Annotated in this window: 20 protein-coding genes; 6 read left to right on the top strand and 14 right to left on the bottom strand. The window is 36.0% G+C overall.

The genetic code is table 11. The features are described 5' to 3' along the window. The first annotated feature begins 1 nt into the window (after position 1). Complete coding sequence (locus tag CFPU101_RS08445; protein WP_206814917.1) at positions 2–358, top strand: hypothetical protein; 357 nt, start codon at positions 2–4, stop codon at positions 356–358. A 366-nt stretch (positions 359–724) separates the two neighbouring features. On the opposite strand, the gene CFPU101_RS08440 is transcribed toward CFPU101_RS08445, so the two are convergent. From CFPU101_RS08440 to CFPU101_RS08420, 5 genes are all read right to left on the bottom strand, one after another. Further along, positions 725–889 carry a hypothetical protein gene (locus CFPU101_RS08440; protein ID WP_206814916.1) on the bottom strand — a complete coding sequence of 55 codons (165 nt, stop codon included), beginning with the start codon at positions 887–889 and terminating at the stop codon, positions 725–727. Next, positions 886–1,092 (bottom strand): hypothetical protein, encoded by a 207-nt coding sequence (locus CFPU101_RS08435; RefSeq protein WP_206814915.1) that lies wholly within the window; start codon positions 1,090–1,092, stop codon positions 886–888. Before CFPU101_RS08435 ends, CFPU101_RS08440 begins: the two co-directional genes overlap by 4 nt. A gap of 273 nt (positions 1,093–1,365) precedes the next feature. Next, the gene (locus tag CFPU101_RS08430; protein WP_206814914.1) at positions 1,366–2,523 is read right to left on the bottom strand and encodes a hypothetical protein; all 1,158 of its coding nucleotides are present in this window, start codon (positions 2,521–2,523) and stop codon (positions 1,366–1,368) included. A gap of 74 nt (positions 2,524–2,597) precedes the next feature. After that, positions 2,598–3,005 carry an aspartyl protease family protein gene (locus CFPU101_RS08425; protein WP_206814913.1) on the bottom strand — a complete coding sequence of 136 codons (408 nt, stop codon included), beginning with the start codon at positions 3,003–3,005 and terminating at the stop codon, positions 2,598–2,600. Between the two features lie 5 nt (positions 3,006–3,010). Beyond that, positions 3,011–3,265, bottom strand: coding sequence for a DUF5678 domain-containing protein (locus CFPU101_RS08420; RefSeq protein ID WP_206814912.1), 255 nt, complete (start codon positions 3,263–3,265; stop codon positions 3,011–3,013). Positions 3,266–4,026: 761 nt separating this feature from the next. Between CFPU101_RS08420 and CFPU101_RS08415 the strand changes: the two genes are divergently transcribed. After that, positions 4,027–4,662: a response regulator transcription factor gene (locus CFPU101_RS08415; protein ID WP_206814911.1), complete on the top strand. Its 636-nt coding sequence runs from the start codon at positions 4,027–4,029 to the stop codon at positions 4,660–4,662. Between the two features lie 111 nt (positions 4,663–4,773). On the opposite strand, the gene CFPU101_RS08410 is transcribed toward CFPU101_RS08415, so the two are convergent. The 7 genes from CFPU101_RS08410 to CFPU101_RS08380 all read right to left on the bottom strand — a co-directional run bounded on the left by CFPU101_RS08410 (position 4,774) and on the right by CFPU101_RS08380 (position 10,440). Continuing rightward, a complete protein-coding gene (locus CFPU101_RS08410; protein WP_277988739.1) occupies positions 4,774–5,163 on the bottom strand; it encodes a transposase in 390 nt (129 codons plus the stop codon). Positions 5,164–5,233: 70 nt separating this feature from the next. Beyond that, entirely contained in the window at positions 5,234–6,439 is a 1,206-nt protein-coding gene (locus CFPU101_RS08405; RefSeq protein WP_206814909.1) for an ISL3 family transposase, read from the bottom strand. A 344-nt stretch (positions 6,440–6,783) separates the two neighbouring features. Continuing rightward, on the bottom strand, positions 6,784–7,233 hold the full coding sequence (locus CFPU101_RS08400; RefSeq protein ID WP_206814908.1) for a hypothetical protein: 450 nt from the start codon (positions 7,231–7,233) through the stop codon (positions 6,784–6,786). Between the two features lie 17 nt (positions 7,234–7,250). After that, complete coding sequence (locus tag CFPU101_RS08395; RefSeq protein ID WP_206814907.1) at positions 7,251–8,219, bottom strand: calcium-binding protein; 969 nt, start codon at positions 8,217–8,219, stop codon at positions 7,251–7,253. 275 nt (positions 8,220–8,494) lie between these two features. Then, positions 8,495–9,268: a calcium-binding protein gene (locus tag CFPU101_RS08390; protein ID WP_206814906.1), complete on the bottom strand. Its 774-nt coding sequence runs from the start codon at positions 9,266–9,268 to the stop codon at positions 8,495–8,497. Positions 9,269–9,427: 159 nt separating this feature from the next. Beyond that, the gene (locus tag CFPU101_RS08385; RefSeq protein ID WP_206814905.1) at positions 9,428–9,997 is read right to left on the bottom strand and encodes a calcium-binding protein; all 570 of its coding nucleotides are present in this window, start codon (positions 9,995–9,997) and stop codon (positions 9,428–9,430) included. A 158-nt stretch (positions 9,998–10,155) separates the two neighbouring features. Continuing rightward, positions 10,156–10,440, bottom strand: a complete 285-nt coding sequence (locus CFPU101_RS08380) for a hypothetical protein (protein WP_206814904.1) — start codon at positions 10,438–10,440, stop codon at positions 10,156–10,158. 342 nt (positions 10,441–10,782) lie between these two features. Here CFPU101_RS08380 and CFPU101_RS08375 point away from each other — a divergent pair, with 342 nt between their 5' ends. Beyond that, entirely contained in the window at positions 10,783–11,013 is a 231-nt protein-coding gene (locus tag CFPU101_RS08375; RefSeq protein ID WP_206814903.1) for a hypothetical protein, read from the top strand. A 186-nt stretch (positions 11,014–11,199) separates the two neighbouring features. On the opposite strand, the gene CFPU101_RS08370 is transcribed toward CFPU101_RS08375, so the two are convergent. Then, positions 11,200–12,714, bottom strand: a complete 1,515-nt coding sequence (locus CFPU101_RS08370; protein WP_206814902.1) for an ATP-binding protein — start codon at positions 12,712–12,714, stop codon at positions 11,200–11,202. Positions 12,715–12,949: 235 nt separating this feature from the next. On the opposite strand from CFPU101_RS08370, the gene CFPU101_RS08365 reads away from it, so the two are divergent. From CFPU101_RS08365 to CFPU101_RS08355, 3 genes are all read left to right on the top strand, one after another. Next, positions 12,950–13,447 (top strand): hypothetical protein, encoded by a 498-nt coding sequence (locus CFPU101_RS08365; protein WP_206814901.1) that lies wholly within the window; start codon positions 12,950–12,952, stop codon positions 13,445–13,447. Between the two features lie 65 nt (positions 13,448–13,512). After that, a complete protein-coding gene (locus CFPU101_RS08360) occupies positions 13,513–14,112 on the top strand; it encodes a hypothetical protein (protein ID WP_206814900.1) in 600 nt (199 codons plus the stop codon). A 196-nt stretch (positions 14,113–14,308) separates the two neighbouring features. Continuing rightward, positions 14,309–16,180 carry a UvrD-helicase domain-containing protein gene (locus CFPU101_RS08355; RefSeq protein ID WP_206814899.1) on the top strand — a complete coding sequence of 624 codons (1,872 nt, stop codon included), beginning with the start codon at positions 14,309–14,311 and terminating at the stop codon, positions 16,178–16,180. Here CFPU101_RS08355 and CFPU101_RS08350 read toward each other — a convergent pair. Beyond that, complete coding sequence (locus CFPU101_RS08350) at positions 16,177–17,010, bottom strand: hypothetical protein (protein WP_206814898.1); 834 nt, start codon at positions 17,008–17,010, stop codon at positions 16,177–16,179. The genes CFPU101_RS08355 and CFPU101_RS08350 overlap by 4 nt on opposite strands. Positions 17,011–17,030 lie beyond the last annotated feature (20 nt).

The raw sequence follows: 17,030 nt of genomic DNA, 5'->3' as shown, positions 1-17,030 counted from the left end.
TATGCCTCATTTAAACGAACAACAGAAACTTTATCTAAAGCAGCTTCTCCTAGTTTTAGGTTTACTTACTCTAAGTATCACACTCTCAATCGGATTAATCATCGGTACTTATCTGATTAAACCTGATCGTTTACTTTCCCTTCCTTACATACCCCATAAGAAAAACTGCACTGCTTATTTAGCTGAATTTATCACTCATCGTACTCTAAGCTCCAAAAGCAGCCAACTCTCAAAAACACTGAATTGTCTAGAACAGTTTCAGTACCCTCTAAATCAGGAATATATTGACCTTAAAAATAATTTTAGACAATTAAATGCTAATCCAACTATCGATCAATTTTTAGAAATCTCTCATTAGATCGCACATACCAAGATAGCTCAAGATTATTTAAAATCAGTTACAGCACCTCCTATTGTACGATATCTATGGTTGCTGATTCCCTATAGTGCAATTCTTATAATTTTTAGTTTAATCGGTTTAGTAATGTGGCTTATTTTAGTAAGCTATGTAGACTATTATTTTCTAGGTAGTGAAATAAGTAATACCTTACTTGCCCTATTTACAATAATAATTCTAACTGAATAAAAAAGTCTTAATTTGTGAATAATCTGCTAAATAATTTTATGAATAGTTTTGAGTTAGTTACTAAGAGTTTACAAATATTCTTAGGTCTTTTTTTTGGATTATGAGCTATTGTTCTCTACTTTAAAAAGCGAGAGTTTATCAAAAGTGAGTGGTTAAATATCCCAAGCTATTCAATTGGTAGTAAAGTTCCTTGCGATCGCTCCATTCGGCACCAAAATTAACTCCGTTAAAACCATCGTATTTTTCTTGAAATGAGATACCAACCTTAGCCGCTATTTCAGGTGTCTCAAAAAGATAAATCATCTGCTTTCCATCCTTCTAACATTACGCCACGCTACATAAATTGTTCCAATCACAAAACTCAAAATAATAATTGCCTCACTTGGTTTTCCTTTAGTCAAAACTAACATCATAACCCATCCCAGTCCGACTTCTAAGACATCTGTAATTAATGTCTGAAAAATGAAAATCGCATCATCTAATAAACTCTTTCTATAACGTTTCATTTGAGAGGTACGGTTTGACCACTATAGATTGCTATCAGTTGATTTATACTACTATTAAGGCTATTACTTCTAATATTAGCATTCCTAAATTAATTCAAAAATTAATATTTTTCCTTGCTATAAATAAGTGAATAATGCTAATTTATTAAAGAGACTTATTTAGTACACTGATTGATTTAACACTCCTTGTTGTTAAAAAAGTCATTGGCTCCTAAAACTTTTTTATTCGAGTGTCGTTTCATGGCAAATTTTAAGGGACAGCACTCGAATTTGTCATTTGACTTCCTCTTCAGCCTTAGCTTTCTTTTCAAACACATTAATTCCTGCACCCTCTAGTTCCACTACCCCATCAGGATTAATCGCTACCATCTTCCCTGACAGCACCGCTATCCAATTCTCAAAGCTTTCCATTTTCTCAACTTGTTTAGCTAGTGTCTTACGGGCTATCGTCGCTTTGACGATAATCCCATTCTCACCCGTAATCTGAAGATTAACCGTTTTCCCTTGTGCTGGTAATTCGGGCTTCTGGCTGAATTTTATTGATAGCTCTGGTGTTTTACCGTCTAACATAATATTAATGATTTCTGAAACGATTTCTTTTATTTCTGACGTTTTTTCTTCTTTCTTGTTGTTTTTGTCGGTATATTGTTCTGTTGTTACTACAGGCGGCTCTTTACAAGGTTTACGATAGCGTGGGATACGCTCAGTTGGTGAGGCTAAATCGGATTTCCACAGAAAACAGTTTCTTGTTGAGTCAAATCGAAACAATCCTTGAATGAAATACCGTAACGATTGCTCAGTAGATTTTGGGTTAAACCGAAATGGCTGGTAATCATCCCTTCTCATTACAATTGGTAAATGAGCCGCTTTGTATCTTCCTGTAGGATCGTTAGATTGATGATTACGGTAAATGGTGATCACAGGCGTTCTTGACTGAGGAACGAATTGCCAGACACCCTTGATGACAAACTGATTGACTTTCTCGTTTTCGGGTAAGTCTGTCCTCCATGCGATAATCTGCCACCCCTGTAATTCCAATGGATGAGAGGGGGCCATGAAGGTCTTTGGATACACTTTTAGATATAGCGGCTTCTCACCATGTTCCTCTAAAAACCGACACAACGCAGGAAATTGTTTAGCTTTAACATATCCTCTGTATTCTTTTTCTCCAATGGTAACGACCAGCCGTTTTTCTACCAGTTTGACCGAATCAGCTTTAATCATCCCAATGGCTTGAAAAAAGGCGGATTCTGTTGAGGAAACAGATGATTCTGTTTCAGGTTCGTTTGATGTGTTTGACTGTTCATTGACTGGTGAATTTTCTTCAACTGACAATAGCGAGATTTCTAATGTACTAACTGATTGTCTTTCTTCAACCCCCTCTGGGATTAATAATTCTTTTTTCTTAACACTGACGATTTTTAAAGTCATTTTTAATTTTATCTGCTCTAATTTTACAATTTTTTGGCTTAACTCTTACTTTGACTCTATCTCATTTATTACTTTTAGCTTGTCTCCATAATTTTCTCAAAAGTAATCATTCTTTCAGCTTGAGCAAAGCAAACTTTAAATTTCTCAAAAATATCAACTTTTCCTAAAATATTATAATTGACGTTTAACTGGTCAGAAAAACCGACTCGACATGATAAACGAGTTTTTCCTAACTGAAGATTTAAACGGTTTAAGTAAACAGTAATCAAACTGCCGTTTCCCACTTTTAAATAAATCCTTTTTCCTTGACGATAATCAAATCCGATACTTTTAGCTATTTTGGATTCAATTACTGTGTATTCTGCACCTGTATCGATGTAAACTTCTAAAGGAAGCCATAAGCCATTCAATTCAAGTCCGATCGGTATAATTGGCTGATCTATTCCTCTGATTCTTTTGTAAGGAAACCGAGTAATCGTCATTGATTTTAAAGTAAAAATTCTTGAACTTCGTCAGGATATGGCACTGAAATGACCATTGGCATCCATTCTACATTTGATGAAATAAAGGCTTGATACACTTCTTGATATGTTTCTCCGACTTTAACAATTTTTCCTGACGAGATAGCAACAACTTTTCCTGGATACTGCTCAATCAGTTCATCTAAATGTTGAGTTAGCCATTCATCGTGTTGTTGCAAAATTTGACTGCCTTTTTCAACGGTTTTAACTTCATCTTCCATTTTCACTCTTTCCTTTTACCTTGAATCGATTAGTTTACTTTCTTTTATTTTAAGTGTTTTTTAGGTTATCTCAAAACAAAAGTCAACCAGTACACCGACCGCCGACCGAAGAGCTTTTTAAAGGCGAGTCGTTTCTCTCGGTACATAAACGCACATTGAAAGTCGGGGAGAAGCGGCTGACTTTTTATCCACGAGTCATCGGTACACTGAGAAAACAAGGGCAGTGTACCGATGACCGTTTAGTCGCGGTCAAAATCTAAACCTTAAAATTGTCAAAATTAGCTCAAAAATTTGTGTCATTTGACTATTTATCATAATTATCAAACTCCACATAGTAAGGCTGACTCAGGGCAACAATCTAGTCAAGTAAATTCCCAGCCCTGTTATTGCTCATAAAATCATTTCCCTTTGAGCGAATAGTTTGACGCTTTTAAACTGGAAAGCAACTAAGTTTTATCTTTTATAAAAATAATTAATTTAGAGCAAATAAGTGTAACAAATCTAAAAAATATTAAAAATTTAAAACAATCATGATATAAAGAATAAAGAAACACGAAAGCAACAACCAAATATAGCAATTATTAATTTATATTTAAGATTTAGTTTTTGTATTTTTTTGGTAATTAGTGTTCCAAACATCGCTATTTCAACATGGCTCGGACTTTTTTTTACAATCAAATTCTTTCTCACAAAGTATTTACCAAATCCTAATTTAGGCGAATTAAGAAATATACCGCTTTTTCCTTCACTATTTTAAAAAGATGCGTATTTTAATTATTGAAGACGATCTTCTAATGCAACTAGGTTTAGAAAAAACACTAAACTCCTATACTAAATTTGAAGTAATTGGTCAAGCTGAGGATGGCTATAGCGGGGTCAATATGGCCTTAAATCTCAAGCCAGACTTAATCATTATGGATCTTGAATTACAAAGGCTTGATGGAATCTCTGCGATCAAGCAGATTAGAGAAAAATTACCCGAAACAAGAATTGTTATTTTAACCTCTCATACTCTAGAAACCGAGGTTATTGCTTCTCTAGCCAGTGGAGCCGATGCTTATTGCATCAAAGGTGCTTCTTTAGAGCGTCTACTGGCTGCGATTGATGCTGCAATTAATGGTGCAGCATATTTAGATCCCCAAATTGCTCGTCTTGTCATTGATAATTTAAAATTACCATCTACCAGCCGTCCTAATTCTAATATAAGTTTATTATCACAAAGAGAAACCGAGGTTTTAAAATTAATTGTTGAAGGAAAAAGTAATAATGAAATTGCCGAAAAACTTTATCTTAGCCCTAATACTATTAAAACTCACGTTAGAGGAATTATGAATAAATTAGCAGTAGATGATCGTGTTCAAATAGCAGTTGTGGCTCTACGCTCAGGTATTGTGTAAATGTACATTAATGCACATTAAAGAGATAATTGGGTTCTTGGCAACTTTTGGTGATCCTTAATAATAAAACAAGATTGAGTATGTGAAGCTGACCTCCGAAACAAGTTTTCTTTAGTTAGCCAGTAGAAAACGACGGCTCAACAAGTCAAGGCCAGCACGACCATACATCTGCCGTTTGAGCATCTTCAACCGATTGATCTGTCCTTCAACCTGACCGTTACTGACATTTAAGGTCATTGCAAATTTGACGGCTTGATAATCTTCTTTTAAACCTTCAGCAAACCGTTGGAAGGGACGAATCTGACTCTGTATGGCTCGTTCAAGCCAAAGATCAAACTTTTCAGGTTTCCTTTGTCGTATTAAATCAGCAAAGTCCCTGGCTAAACGGATAACGGGGGCAAACGTTGGATGCTGTTCCATCAAACGAATAATTGGCTCATCGCTAGTTTGAGAGTTGTCCATTTGTTTTATAATTAACCATGCAGCTTGATTAGGAGTCAGTGGTGACCTTGAAGGCTCGACAACCTGAAGGGCAGTTCGTCGTACTGGTGTTGGTCGTAAAGGTAAACCTTCAGCTTGACGTAACTGCCGTACATAAACGCGCTTGAGTCATGTAACTTCCGTTGTAGCCTCGTTGTTGTATTTCTTCAAACAGCTTAGTGACCTGATGGATGCCTTCATTCCAACGTTGCAGTAAATAATCTTTATAAGGAATGAGAATTTTACTTCCTCGATCGCTACGAGGCTGGCGTTCAGGAAAATTAGAGGCTTGCAGATAACGTTTAACTGTGCGTGAACTGACTCCTACCCGTTGGGCTATTACAGGAATCGCCCAATCTTGTTGGTGTAACTGCCAAATTTTTTGATAGTTAGCTAGACGCTGCTGATGACGTTGTTGAGTTTGTTCTTTTTGGCATTTGGTAGCCATATTGATTGGTTCAGCTATCAGCAGGGTTTCTTGACCAGTGTCAGCTGATAAGGAATGATGCGTAGTTTCTAACGCCCTAAGTTCGGTACGATGTCCCCTAAATATCTGCTGCAAAACTTCAGTTAAATTGTGTAGTAGATGAAAACGATCAGCTACCTGAATAGATTCTGGAGAACCCTGTGTCATTCCCTGTCTGTATTCTTTCGAGCGATCACGAGATAGCACCTGTACCCCTTGATACTCTTGCAACCATTGGGTTAAAGTAGCTGAGGAACGATCCTTAAGAAGTGCTATGGGTCGATGCTGTTCTAAATCGACCAAAATTGTTCCATAACTTTGACGTTTACGAAAGGCAAAGTCATCTACTCCTAAAACTTCAGGTACGACAATCGATGGCAAGGGAAGTTTGGCTATTAAGTTCAGTATTGTGTTTCGGCACAAATTTATCCCTAGATGACGGCTCAGACGTACTCCTGCTGCTCCCCCTAAAGCTAGTCCGATAGCTTTTAGTTGTTTGGCTAAACGGCAAGTTCGTCTTGCCCAAGGCTCTGTCACTTCTGATAATCGTTCGGTAAAAATTCGTCGTTCGCAATCTGAGTTGAGGCAGAAAAACTTCCGAACTTGTAATTGCCACTTCACGCTATAGTCTGCCCATCGCAGATCTTGTAACGTTCGCTCATAATGACTGTGGATACGATGAGTTGTTTGACCACACAGAGGACAGGCTACTACAGTTTGAACTGAGGCAATTGTTAATAAAACCTGATGCTCGTTCTCGTCAAAGTCCCAGTCTACCAGCCCTAAAGATTGCTGATTTGGAAGTAGGTGTTGAAGTAGTTCTGTAATCAATTATCTGTTTAACGGCTTTTTTTCTATCCTGCCATATTGGATCACCAAAAGTTGCCAAGAACCCAAATAAGTCTTTAAAGTACACTTATTTGCTTAGTTTTAAAGACTTAATGCTTAAGCAACGACAGAATAAGTGTTTTGAAGCTAACTTTAGTTAGCTAAGTGTCTCAAACCTTATAATTTCGTTAAAGAAATAGCAGTTATCTCTTTAAATTTTATCCTTCTTTTTGCTAGTTATAGCTGAACTTTAAATCGTTGGAATGCTTACTCTAAGAAGATTTTCACTCTTCACAGCCTTAAAAGCAATAAGTCTTTAAATTGAGCAGTTATCTCGTTAAAGTACACTAATTAAGCTGATTAAATTCATCAAAATTAATAGGATTTGCTAAAAGAATAAATAAACAAGCTCCTAACATAGCTGGAATATAACCTTTTAAAATCGCTCGATACAATGGCTGCTCAACCCAGAATACTAAGTCTTGTTGTAATTCCTTTATTAGAAGTGTTCGCTCACCTGCTTGTAGCTGGCGATAAGCAATTTCACTCTCAGGAAAGGTAATTTTATCTAAACACGCCAAAGCCTTAGACTGAAAAAACTGAAGCTCTTTTTCGCCTTGACTGGTTAAGTAGCTGTCAAGTATTAAACTACACTTAGCCCCCTTAATCAAAGACATTTCACGAAGTTTATCATGATAAAGCGAATATCTCGATGATGACCAGAAAAAAAGACTAAAAGCACCAATAGCGAGAGTAAAAGGTAGGAGAAATTTTAGTTCGGGATTGTTAATTCGCATAATTAAATAAAAATCTATTAAATTAAAACCATATCCCGATTAACATCAAAATTCAAACTCTGATCGAGAACAGCGATCGCTTGACCTGCATAAATAATTCCATTGCTACCAAAACCGTTTACAAAAAACAAGAACGTTCCTGTATTAACGTCATAACGAAATTTTGAGGAAGATGTGACACCAATACCAGTCTTACTAATTTCGATTTTGTCGCCATCAGCAATAGAAAAGTCACTAATAAAATCAGGAACGCCTAAGTTCATAAAACGAAAGCAATCTGCTCCTGCATTCCCAATAAGGTAATCAGTGCTATCAGTGCCTTTACCTGATTGCACAGAAGAATGACCACCAATTAGCGTATCGCTACCATCACCACCATACAACCAGTCACCACTTTCACCTCCAACCAGCCAATCTGAGCCTTTGTTACCAAGTAATTCATCATTGCCGATTTCGCCGTATAAGGTATCATTAACGATTCCGCCATAGAGAGAATCATTCCCAGTCCCTCCATAGAGCATCCCTGCACCATCATCAGAGTGAAGCTGGTCATTGCCAGAACCACCTTCTAACCAATCCGTACCTTGATCGCCATACAGAGTATCATTACCCATGCCGCCAAAGATTTTATCAAAACCAAAACCACCTGATAAAACATCATTGCCTTTGGTTCCAAATCGCAGATCATCGTTGCTCGTTGAGTGATCGCTTAATTGGGTAGTCTCAAATAAGCTAAAGCGTCGTTGTTCTGCAATGCCAAATTCTTGAATATGGTTATAAAGTTGATGATTGCTAAAGAAAACTAAATCTGGGTTTACTTGTTTATATGAGTAGAGGGAAACAAAGGGATTAAAAGAACGCCCTTCATCAATTCCATGCGTTTCAAAATGTTGACGTAACTGAGCTTCAGTAATTAATCCAGCTTTAGCTAAATCAGGATTGTAACGTGCATAGTATTGAGCATCAAATAAATCGTAATTAGACATTTTTTTCCTCAATTAAAATTCAATGGTGTTAAAAAGAAAACCTATAGTTTATTAGCTAAGTACCTAGTCAAAACTAGAACCACAATAGAGAAATAGTTTGTAGTTGTGCTGTCTTCTCATTACATATAGACTGAAACCTAACTACTAACTTTTTTTGTTTATAGATTTAATTATGACTACATACTTAATTTTTTTAATAGAATTAGTTCAACAGACAAAATTCTTTAATTCTTTGCAAAAAGCCAAAAGTTTCTGTCGTTTTTTAAGATAAATTACTAATTAAAATACATAAATTGTGTAGATGATAATTGTTCTAATCCTGCTCCAGTAGCGATTTTTAATGAAGTTGAACCACTCTCTATGCCATCAAAATCAACAAACAAAGCTCCATCTTTAACTAACAATCTTTGATCGCTATTATTAAATACGCCTTTCGCTAATCGTGCGGGATCTAAGCCATTCCCCGTAAACCATTGTTCAAGAAAAGGAATTTGTTGACCATCGTAACCAAAATATCTAGAAATACCTAAAATATCTTCGTTCTCTAAATCAACAATCCTTTGTACTCCACTAATAGACAACTGAATGGTATCGCTACCAGAACCACCAATAAGAAAATTTAGTCCACTACCACCGCTAAGAAAATCATTTCCCGTACCTCCAAGCAGTGTGTCATTTCCCACACCACCGACTAAATAATCACTTCCATCTCCACCAATTAATAAATCTTTTCCTTCATCTCCATCCATTCGATCATCACCAGTACCAGCAACCATTCGATCATTACCTAGTCCACCGAATAGAAGATCGTATCCCGTTCCTCCAATTAGAGTATCATTGCCGTTTTCTCCAGTAAGTTGATCGTTATCTTCTCCTCCTATTAAACTATCGTTACCACTACCCCCAAACAAAGCATCATAGCCTTTACGACCGTCTAAAGTATCGTTACCGTTATTACCGTATAGTAGATCGTCACCTGAAGTTCCAATCAAACTATCATTAAAGCTATCTTGTACTGAATTAAAATTAGATAAACTGAAATTATTCATCTGAACCTAAGAAATCAACAACTACATTAAACAAATCTGTGGAAATACAGAAAGGATTATTCAATAAATAGTTAAAAGTTAAAGCTTTTTTTCCTTAACTTTTAACCGCTTTTTTTGAGCAGGCAACTTGACTATATTAACGGCTAGAGTCTAATTAAATTAGTAAGTTGGTTGAATTGCTTCTAGTACATCGATAGGATTTAGACCCGTACTTAAATTAGCAAAGACCTGCCCCTCAAAAGATAAATTTCCTGTAGATGCACTATAGTTGAATTGATTAAGAGAATCGGCTAGTCCACGAGCAAAAAATTTAATTCGATCTCCTTCAGAGAACGAAAAATCTCTGATCTGATCAACGCCAGCATTTTGAGATAGAAAAAAGTAAAAGACATCGGCTCCACCACCACCAATTAAAGTATCATTTCCCCAACCACCATTAAGGGTATCACTGCCACTACCACCAATTAAATAGTCTTTATCAGTACCGCCTGTTAAATAGTCATTGCCCGTTCCACCGATTAAAGTATCATTTCCTACATCGCCGACTAAAACATCACTTCCACCGCCACCATTCAAGGAATCATTACCAGTTCCACCATTGATAAAATTATTAAATTGGCTTCCATAAACTGTATCATTACCGCCTAAAGCATAATAGCCAACATCGCCATTTAGCTGCATAAAATTAGCTTGTTCAGTTCCGATTAATCTAATATCAATTGGTTCCATTCGAGCTTCTCCTTTTTAATCTTTAATGACTATTTTTAACTTAATACTATCAAAGGAAAAGAAAAATAAAAATCTCTCTTTTTCGTTTCTTAAAAATATAGAAACGTAGAAGACTTATTATGTAAAAGTTCTTCAATAGTGTCGTTTCTGAAAAAATTTTATATTTTCCAAGTAGACATTATTTTTTGTTGTTTAAGATAGTTAAACAGCTTTTGGATTGATTCTTCAGATATACGTCCTCTAAAAATTTCTCTTAACTCCTCTTCATCATAAAACCAAGTTTTACTAATTCCTGATAAGTTAGATAAATTAGCTATAGTAATACTTTTCTTACGCTGAACTAAAACTTTTAAAGCATTTTCAACTTCAGCTAATGTTTTTAATCTTTTATTAATTGCATTAACTCGACAACACATTTCCTTTGATTGTGCTTTTGTTTTCATAAAAAAAATAAAGTTTAAAAATTTTTACAAGTTTAATAATTACTCTAACAAACAAAATTGATTTTAAATATATTATATAATAAAAATAATAATTAAGCATAACTAAACTTTAAATCTAATTAATAAAACGACAATAATTAAAAATTCTTAAAGACGCTCTATAAAATACAACATTTGTACTTAAAAATTATCTAAACTATCTTAATTTTCTCAAATAGGAATCAACATTAAAAGCTTAAAGTCTCTATAGTATAAGCTTTCTGAACTTTAAGCAAAATTCAAAAATTCTACAATTTGTGGAAAATGCTATTATTTTTCTATCTACTTAAAAAAATAATAGCGATGATCATTCTAGATGAATTAGCCGATGAATTTATTGGTCGCACAGAGCTTGTTAAACGAAGTAAAGAAGTTTATAGTTCACTTCTTAAACCATTACGAGAAGAATTTGGTTCAATTGCTGTGATAAACATTCAAAAAACTGCAATTGTTCAACATTTAAAAAAAATCAACGATCTAAGTTACATAACTCAAAACAATTATAGTACAGCAATAATCGCTTTATTTAACTAGGCTTTATATGAAGATTACATTGCAGTGAATCCACTAAAAGGAATTAAACGAGTGAAACTAAACATTGAAAAAGGAGAACATCACACTGATGAAGTAGTCCGAAAGATCACTTCAGCTAGAGCAGAAATAGTGACAAAAGAAGCATTGGAAAAATTGAGGCACATCAAAATAAAGGTTTGATGTATTCTATTTCACACAAGCATAATCGAAAAGCTCGGAGTTAGGAGCAGCAAAGATACTATGATCCGAACTAGAAGCAGGACGAGCATAATAAGCCGTATTGCGAATCGCTTGTAAATCAGCTTCATCACGAATCGATGCTTTTTGAAATTGAGTAAGCTGATCCAGTAATTGCTCTGGTGTAATCACAGGCTCGATAGAAGCTGACGAACGCTCCTCTTTTCCAAGCTCACAATAAAACTGAGCCGCACATCGCATTACAGCATTGGCGATCTCTACAGGAGTACAACCCTTATAACCTTGCAAAATTTTATACCAGACATCCTCATTCCAGGGATCTCCATGTTGAAACTGAGTTGAAAAATATTTACGAAGATGCAGTTGAAAGACATGATATAAAGCTCCTAGATGGGGAAGATCAACAAACCAGATCCCCCCATCATCAAAACGACGCTTGATTTCAGAAGGAAGAAGCTGGATACGATTAACCGTTGCAATCATAAAAACGTGCGAAGTACGCTCTTGCATCCAAGTTAGCAATCTCTGAGAAAGTCGGCGCGACGCTCCACCTGATTCCCAACCCGTAAAACCTTTATCAAAATCATCAGCTAGTAATACACAACGATCAAGAGTATCGGCGACTTCTAAGATCCGCGCTAGAGTATAGTCAGGATTATCAGATCCTAAAACATTTCCCCAACTTAAACCCAATAAGGGATATCCAAGAGCCTTAGCCGCCAACTTTGCACTCAAAGATTTACCTGTTCCAGGCGGGCCTAATAAAATCATTCCTTTAGGGGGTCGTAAGCCATAGCGAACTGCCCCAGGTTCATTAAGTTTAGCGACTCGATTTGTTAAAAATTCCTGCAACAGATCCAAACCACCCGCTTCCATCACATCAGGATCGCTAATAAATTCTAACCCTAGCTGGCGTAATGAACGCAATTTATAGGAGAGCATTAAATGAATTAAATCAGGAAAATCTTGAGCTAACGCTCCATTTGTATTCAAAGCAAGCTGAATTTCTCCCCTTGGCAATCCACAGCAAATATTAACTAGACGCTGCTGATTAATTTCATCAGCTAAACCCATTCGTCTCGGAGCCAGATAAGACATTACCAAAGACTTAACTTGGCTAACATCGGGCAAACTCAACTCTAGAATCGGAATTTCAGCACTGATGCGTTGACTAAAAGAAAAATAACTCGATAAAAGAATGATAAAAACATGATCTTGCAAAGATATTAGATCAAGTAAATTTTGTAAAACCGCCTCTCGATAGCCTTGCTCAACTGGATCTAAATCTTTAAAATTAGCAAAATCATCAATTAAATATAAGCCACTTGAAAATTGCTCTCTAGAGGCAGGGTCGAAAGCTTGTCCCGTTGGAACAAAGCGATAAAAAGATTCTTCACAATACAACTGCTGAATATGCTTATAACCTTTATTGTAATAGTAACAGGAAGTTTGAAAAAGTTGAGCTTGTTGCCAGAAAGAACGAAACACAAAAGATCGATCCACATTTAAACAAGATAATCCAATAATTTTGATCCCCTGTTTAGTTAAAGATCTCCACTGTTGTAAAAGTCTCTCCATAGATTAAATTGAATATAAATTGATTTAAGAATAAAAAGAAAAAAAAAGAAAAACTTCCCCCAATTAGGGGATAACCTAAAACATAACGATAACCCCTTTAAAGGGGTTTCGCTCTATCGAGCGTTTGAAATTGAAAATTTATTGTTATAAGTAACAAATCATGGATGCTAAACAAACTGCCGTTGCTTTCAAAGAATTCCTGAACAAGAAATACGGAATTGCCATAACATCAAAAGAACGACAAGAATTTGAAGCAGTCTACTATCAAGCCAGAAACGATCTAGGAAGACTGGTAGCGGCTGGACTTAAAGCAGCACGCCGAGACACCAGTGATCACTGGAAAACTTGGAATCAAGTCTTTGAGGGAACTTTCGGTTCAATCGAACAACCCAAAGTAAATGCACAATTTCTGGCTGAATTAACCAGTGAGCTTGTTGCCACGATCAATTCAGAAGATCCAGTACATCACATGATGCAATTGAATTATGAAGATCTAAAAATCAGAAATCTTCAATCAACCTTTCAAGCATCGAAGAGAAACGATCCTAGTGCAAGTTTTAGCTTAGAAGAATCTCTAATCGAAATAGTACCAGTACCTCAGACCCAAACCTCACAAATAACAGCCGAAGATTTAGCAGCAAGTCTAATTGCTGCTTAATCTCAATACCCCTACTGCTTACCCCTGTAGGGGTATTTTATTCCCCTACCACCCACCCTTAAAAAATGTTAAATTTACCAATCTCTAACACAACCGAACCCATTGAAGGATTAAGCCTCGATAACGCTAATGGAATCTATATTCCTGATGCTCTAGAACCATTGCAAATTGAAAGAATTATTCAGTCTAGCCTTTTAGCTTTGACTCCACATATTGAAGGGCATCAGATCAAGCACTACGGCTGGTACGAAAATCATCCCTTAAATAGTCCTAGTCCACTTAAATTAAAAGCAAATCCAATTCCAATCTGGCTAGAATGTGTAGGAGAGCGACTTAACGAATGGATGAAAATTAATCAGATCGTTCTCCATTATTGCAAAGACTTATCTAGTACAGACCATTCTAGTACAGACCATGAATCATTGCTATACCCGCTTCCCTGGGATTGGCACTTTGATAGTCGCACTAACTACGGCGAAAGAATTGCAATCATCGCTCTTTCCCCAACACGAATTGAATGCAAGCGAAGCCAAACTTTCGATTGGACACTCAATACAGGTGAAGGATTAATCTTACAACATAAGTTTCGCTTTTCTGGATTGCACCGAATTCTGGGTAATCATTTCATCGTTAGCCGACAAGTTCGGATAAACAATCAAAACTGAATTGGATAGCCATAATTAACTACTTTGAGCCAACCGCATACATAAAGACAAAACGGTACATTGAATTATGGCTGATCGCCAATCAGCTTCTTCAGAATACCAAATCATGTATTTATTACCTGGTATTCTCCCATTGGTTAATAAAAATTGTCATCAACCTTATCTCAAGAATTTAGAATAATCATAAATCAATTAAATGAATTACTCAAACCTCACACAAGAACCATTAGAAAAGATGACCCCTCAACATTGGCGTAAAGAAGTAAAAACCTTTCCCTGGAATGAATATCAAAGGTATATCCTAGAATGGGTAGGATCGAGCAATCGACATGGCAGCATCGAAGCCGTCGCAGGATCAGGAAAAACCACATTAATTGAAGGGACAGTGGCAACTTTACCCAGTAAAAGTCGAATCAAAATTATTGCTTTTAATGTTCATATTGTAGAACGACTAAAAACCAAAGGGAGAATTCCTATTTCAAGAGTCAGCGTCTCAACCTCTCACAGCCTAGCATTCTCTTTGTTGATGGCCATGATGAGAGGACAGGCTAAATTAGATGAAAATAAACCGAATTCAATTCTCAAACAGACCATCAGTAAATACCAAAGCCATCCCGAAAAATACTCCTTTGAAGACACCCCTCTAGGCAAATTAGAACTAAAACTCTTTCGGAACCTCATTAAAAAGATTGCTTCTTTCTGTCAAAAAACTCTGACCGATCCTGAAAATACAGAAGAATGCCAAAAACTTTGTTCACATTATAATTTGAATTATCAATTTCCGACTCAAAAATACGATTTTATACAGCAAACCTTAATAGAACAACGAATCACTCAATGGGCTATTCGATGCGTAACTTATTACTTAAAAGTAAGTGAAAAAATAGCATCAGAAACAGGACAACTTAGTTTTGACGACCTACATTGGTTATGCCATAAATGGCAATTGATTCCACCTAAATACGACTATTGTTTAGTTGATGAAGCCCAAGACTTAAATGCTTCGCAAATCGCCTTAATTAAATCTTTAGCCAATCAAGGAGCTAGACTCTTATTGTTTGGTGATCGCTTTCAAGCAATTATGGGTTTTCAAGGAAGTGATAGCAATTCCTGGACTAAGATAAGGGAAGAATTTAACACAGAAAATTTACCACTCAGCATTTGCCATCGCTGCAACCATTCAATTATCAAACTAGCCCGAAACCTTGTCCCCTATCTGCAAGGCGACCCCCTAAAAGAACAAGGATGCGTTAAATATATTGCACATCAAGGCGTACTCGATCAGATTCAAGATGGGGATTTAATCCTCAGTCGATTCAATGCTCCGTTAATTCGTTGGTGTCTAGCAGCCCTTCAAAAAAACTTATCGGCTAAAATCAGAGGACGAAATATTGGAAAATACCTTATTGAAATTGCCAAACAATATCTCATGGATAAATTAGATTGGCCGACTCAATGGCTAGATAACTTAAATTCTCATTACCAGAAACTAATTGAAACTGCCAACAAAAATGAAGATAGTTTACTTGCTGCTCAGTATGAAGATGAGCAGAAGTGCTTATTATACTGTTACTCTGAATTTAAAAGTCCTAATTTTGATACGTTCTGTCAACAGCTACTAAACTTATTTGATGATGAAAACAGACCTTCACTTCTATTATCAACTATTCATCGGGCTAAAGGAGATGAAGCTAGAAGAGTTTTTATTCTAAATCCAGAAGCTTTACCTTACTTTAATAAAAATAAAAAAACTTGGGAAGATGAGCAAGAAATTAATCTACTTTATGTTGCTATGACTAGAGCAATGAATGAACTTTATCTAGTTAATACCCCAAGAAATGCGAATCCTAAAGAACCAGGAGAAATCAAAGAACTAGATAAGTCAATTGAAGAGGTATTTACTTTAGACCTAACAGAACATTCTTCTAAAATTAGAAAACAATTAATCGATGAAATTGTACTTCAGTACGAACAAGGAATAAAAGAAGCCCAAGATGACAAGGAAAAAGAGCAAATTCAGCAATTATATCTGATCAAATGCAGTCTTCTTAAAACTCAAATTCCTTAAATTACTGCTGTTAGTGTTTGTCGTTGAGAGGCTTTAGCGGTTAAACTTTGCTCAATTGCATCCAACATCGCAATTTCAACTAGACTTAAATTAACGCGAGAAGATTTACCAAGTTCATTTAAAAAAGCTTTAACACTCACCTCTTGCTCCTCAAGCTTTAAAAAAAGCTGATAGAGACGATCGCAGTGTTTCTTGAATGATTTCTGATCAAGAACAATAACAGACTCTAAATCCTCAATTTTAGAAAGATACTGTCCACACCAAGTTTGCACCGTAACCGTAAAATTATTAATCGAGCAGACATAACCCCAACAACGTGTAAACTGTGAATGCTCAGAACGCTTGATCGAAACAATCGAACCCACTGAAAAAGGACAGGGAACCTGATTACGACTGATTAATTTCTGCTCCAAACGCTCTTTAAGAAGAGAAAAAGAAACTTCTCGAATCACTTTATTAGAAGGACGATCAGTAATTTCTAGAGCTTTATTCCAGATTTGCACCAGATTATCCTTTCTTTTGGCTAATTCACGACACTGTGCTTCATTTTTTGGTAACTGAGTTACTTTACTCTCTCTAAGCTTGGTCATCACGTAATAAGCATCGATAAACTGATAAACCCGCGAACTTGATAATTTGAAAACGCGCTGGTAATAAGACGAAAATTGTGGATCAGGCAGATATAGCTTTTCGTCTCTAATAGTCGCCAGATTTTTACCGATCCTCTCAAAATTTGCAATTTCAACTTCAGGCACGACCAGTAGATCCACAGAAAGCTCCTGTTCGATTTGCTTTTTCCGCTCTTTCTGAATAGCCGTAAGCTTACTCACATCAGGTTCATTCCATAATA

The organism is Chroococcus sp. FPU101 (genome assembly GCF_017312365.1).
Lineage (GTDB): Bacteria > Cyanobacteriota > Cyanobacteriia > Cyanobacteriales > Microcystaceae > Chroococcus.
This window is presented reverse-complemented; position numbering and strand designations above follow the sequence as displayed.

What these genes read in the sequence shown, in the direction of transcription:
- CFPU101_RS08415 (WP_206814911.1), top strand. Translation starts at nt 4,027, where the DNA reads ATGCGTATTTTAATTATTGAAGACGATCTTCTAATGCAACTAGGTTTA.
- CFPU101_RS08435 (WP_206814915.1), bottom strand. Translation starts at nt 1,092, where the DNA reads ATGAAACGTTATAGAAAGAGTTTATTAGATGATGCGATTTTCATTTTT.
- CFPU101_RS08445 (WP_206814917.1), top strand. Translation starts at nt 2, where the DNA reads ATGCCTCATTTAAACGAACAACAGAAACTTTATCTAAAGCAGCTTCTC.
- CFPU101_RS08390 (WP_206814906.1), bottom strand. Translation starts at nt 9,268, where the DNA reads ATGAATAATTTCAGTTTATCTAATTTTAATTCAGTACAAGATAGCTTT.
- CFPU101_RS08360 (WP_206814900.1), top strand. Translation starts at nt 13,513, where the DNA reads ATGTTAAATTTACCAATCTCTAACACAACCGAACCCATTGAAGGATTA.
- CFPU101_RS08365 (WP_206814901.1), top strand. Translation starts at nt 12,950, where the DNA reads ATGGATGCTAAACAAACTGCCGTTGCTTTCAAAGAATTCCTGAACAAG.
- CFPU101_RS08355 (WP_206814899.1), top strand. Translation starts at nt 14,309, where the DNA reads ATGAATTACTCAAACCTCACACAAGAACCATTAGAAAAGATGACCCCT.
- CFPU101_RS08375 (WP_206814903.1), top strand. Translation starts at nt 10,783, where the DNA reads ATGATCATTCTAGATGAATTAGCCGATGAATTTATTGGTCGCACAGAG.
- CFPU101_RS08395 (WP_206814907.1), bottom strand. Translation starts at nt 8,219, where the DNA reads ATGTCTAATTACGATTTATTTGATGCTCAATACTATGCACGTTACAAT.
- CFPU101_RS08425 (WP_206814913.1), bottom strand. Translation starts at nt 3,005, where the DNA reads ATGACGATTACTCGGTTTCCTTACAAAAGAATCAGAGGAATAGATCAG.
- CFPU101_RS08420 (WP_206814912.1), bottom strand. Translation starts at nt 3,265, where the DNA reads ATGGAAGATGAAGTTAAAACCGTTGAAAAAGGCAGTCAAATTTTGCAA.
- CFPU101_RS08385 (WP_206814905.1), bottom strand. Translation starts at nt 9,997, where the DNA reads ATGGAACCAATTGATATTAGATTAATCGGAACTGAACAAGCTAATTTT.
- CFPU101_RS08400 (WP_206814908.1), bottom strand. Translation starts at nt 7,233, where the DNA reads ATGCGAATTAACAATCCCGAACTAAAATTTCTCCTACCTTTTACTCTC.
- CFPU101_RS08430 (WP_206814914.1), bottom strand. Translation starts at nt 2,523, where the DNA reads ATGACTTTAAAAATCGTCAGTGTTAAGAAAAAAGAATTATTAATCCCA.
- CFPU101_RS08440 (WP_206814916.1), bottom strand. Translation starts at nt 889, where the DNA reads ATGATTTATCTTTTTGAGACACCTGAAATAGCGGCTAAGGTTGGTATC.
- CFPU101_RS08380 (WP_206814904.1), bottom strand. Translation starts at nt 10,440, where the DNA reads ATGAAAACAAAAGCACAATCAAAGGAAATGTGTTGTCGAGTTAATGCA.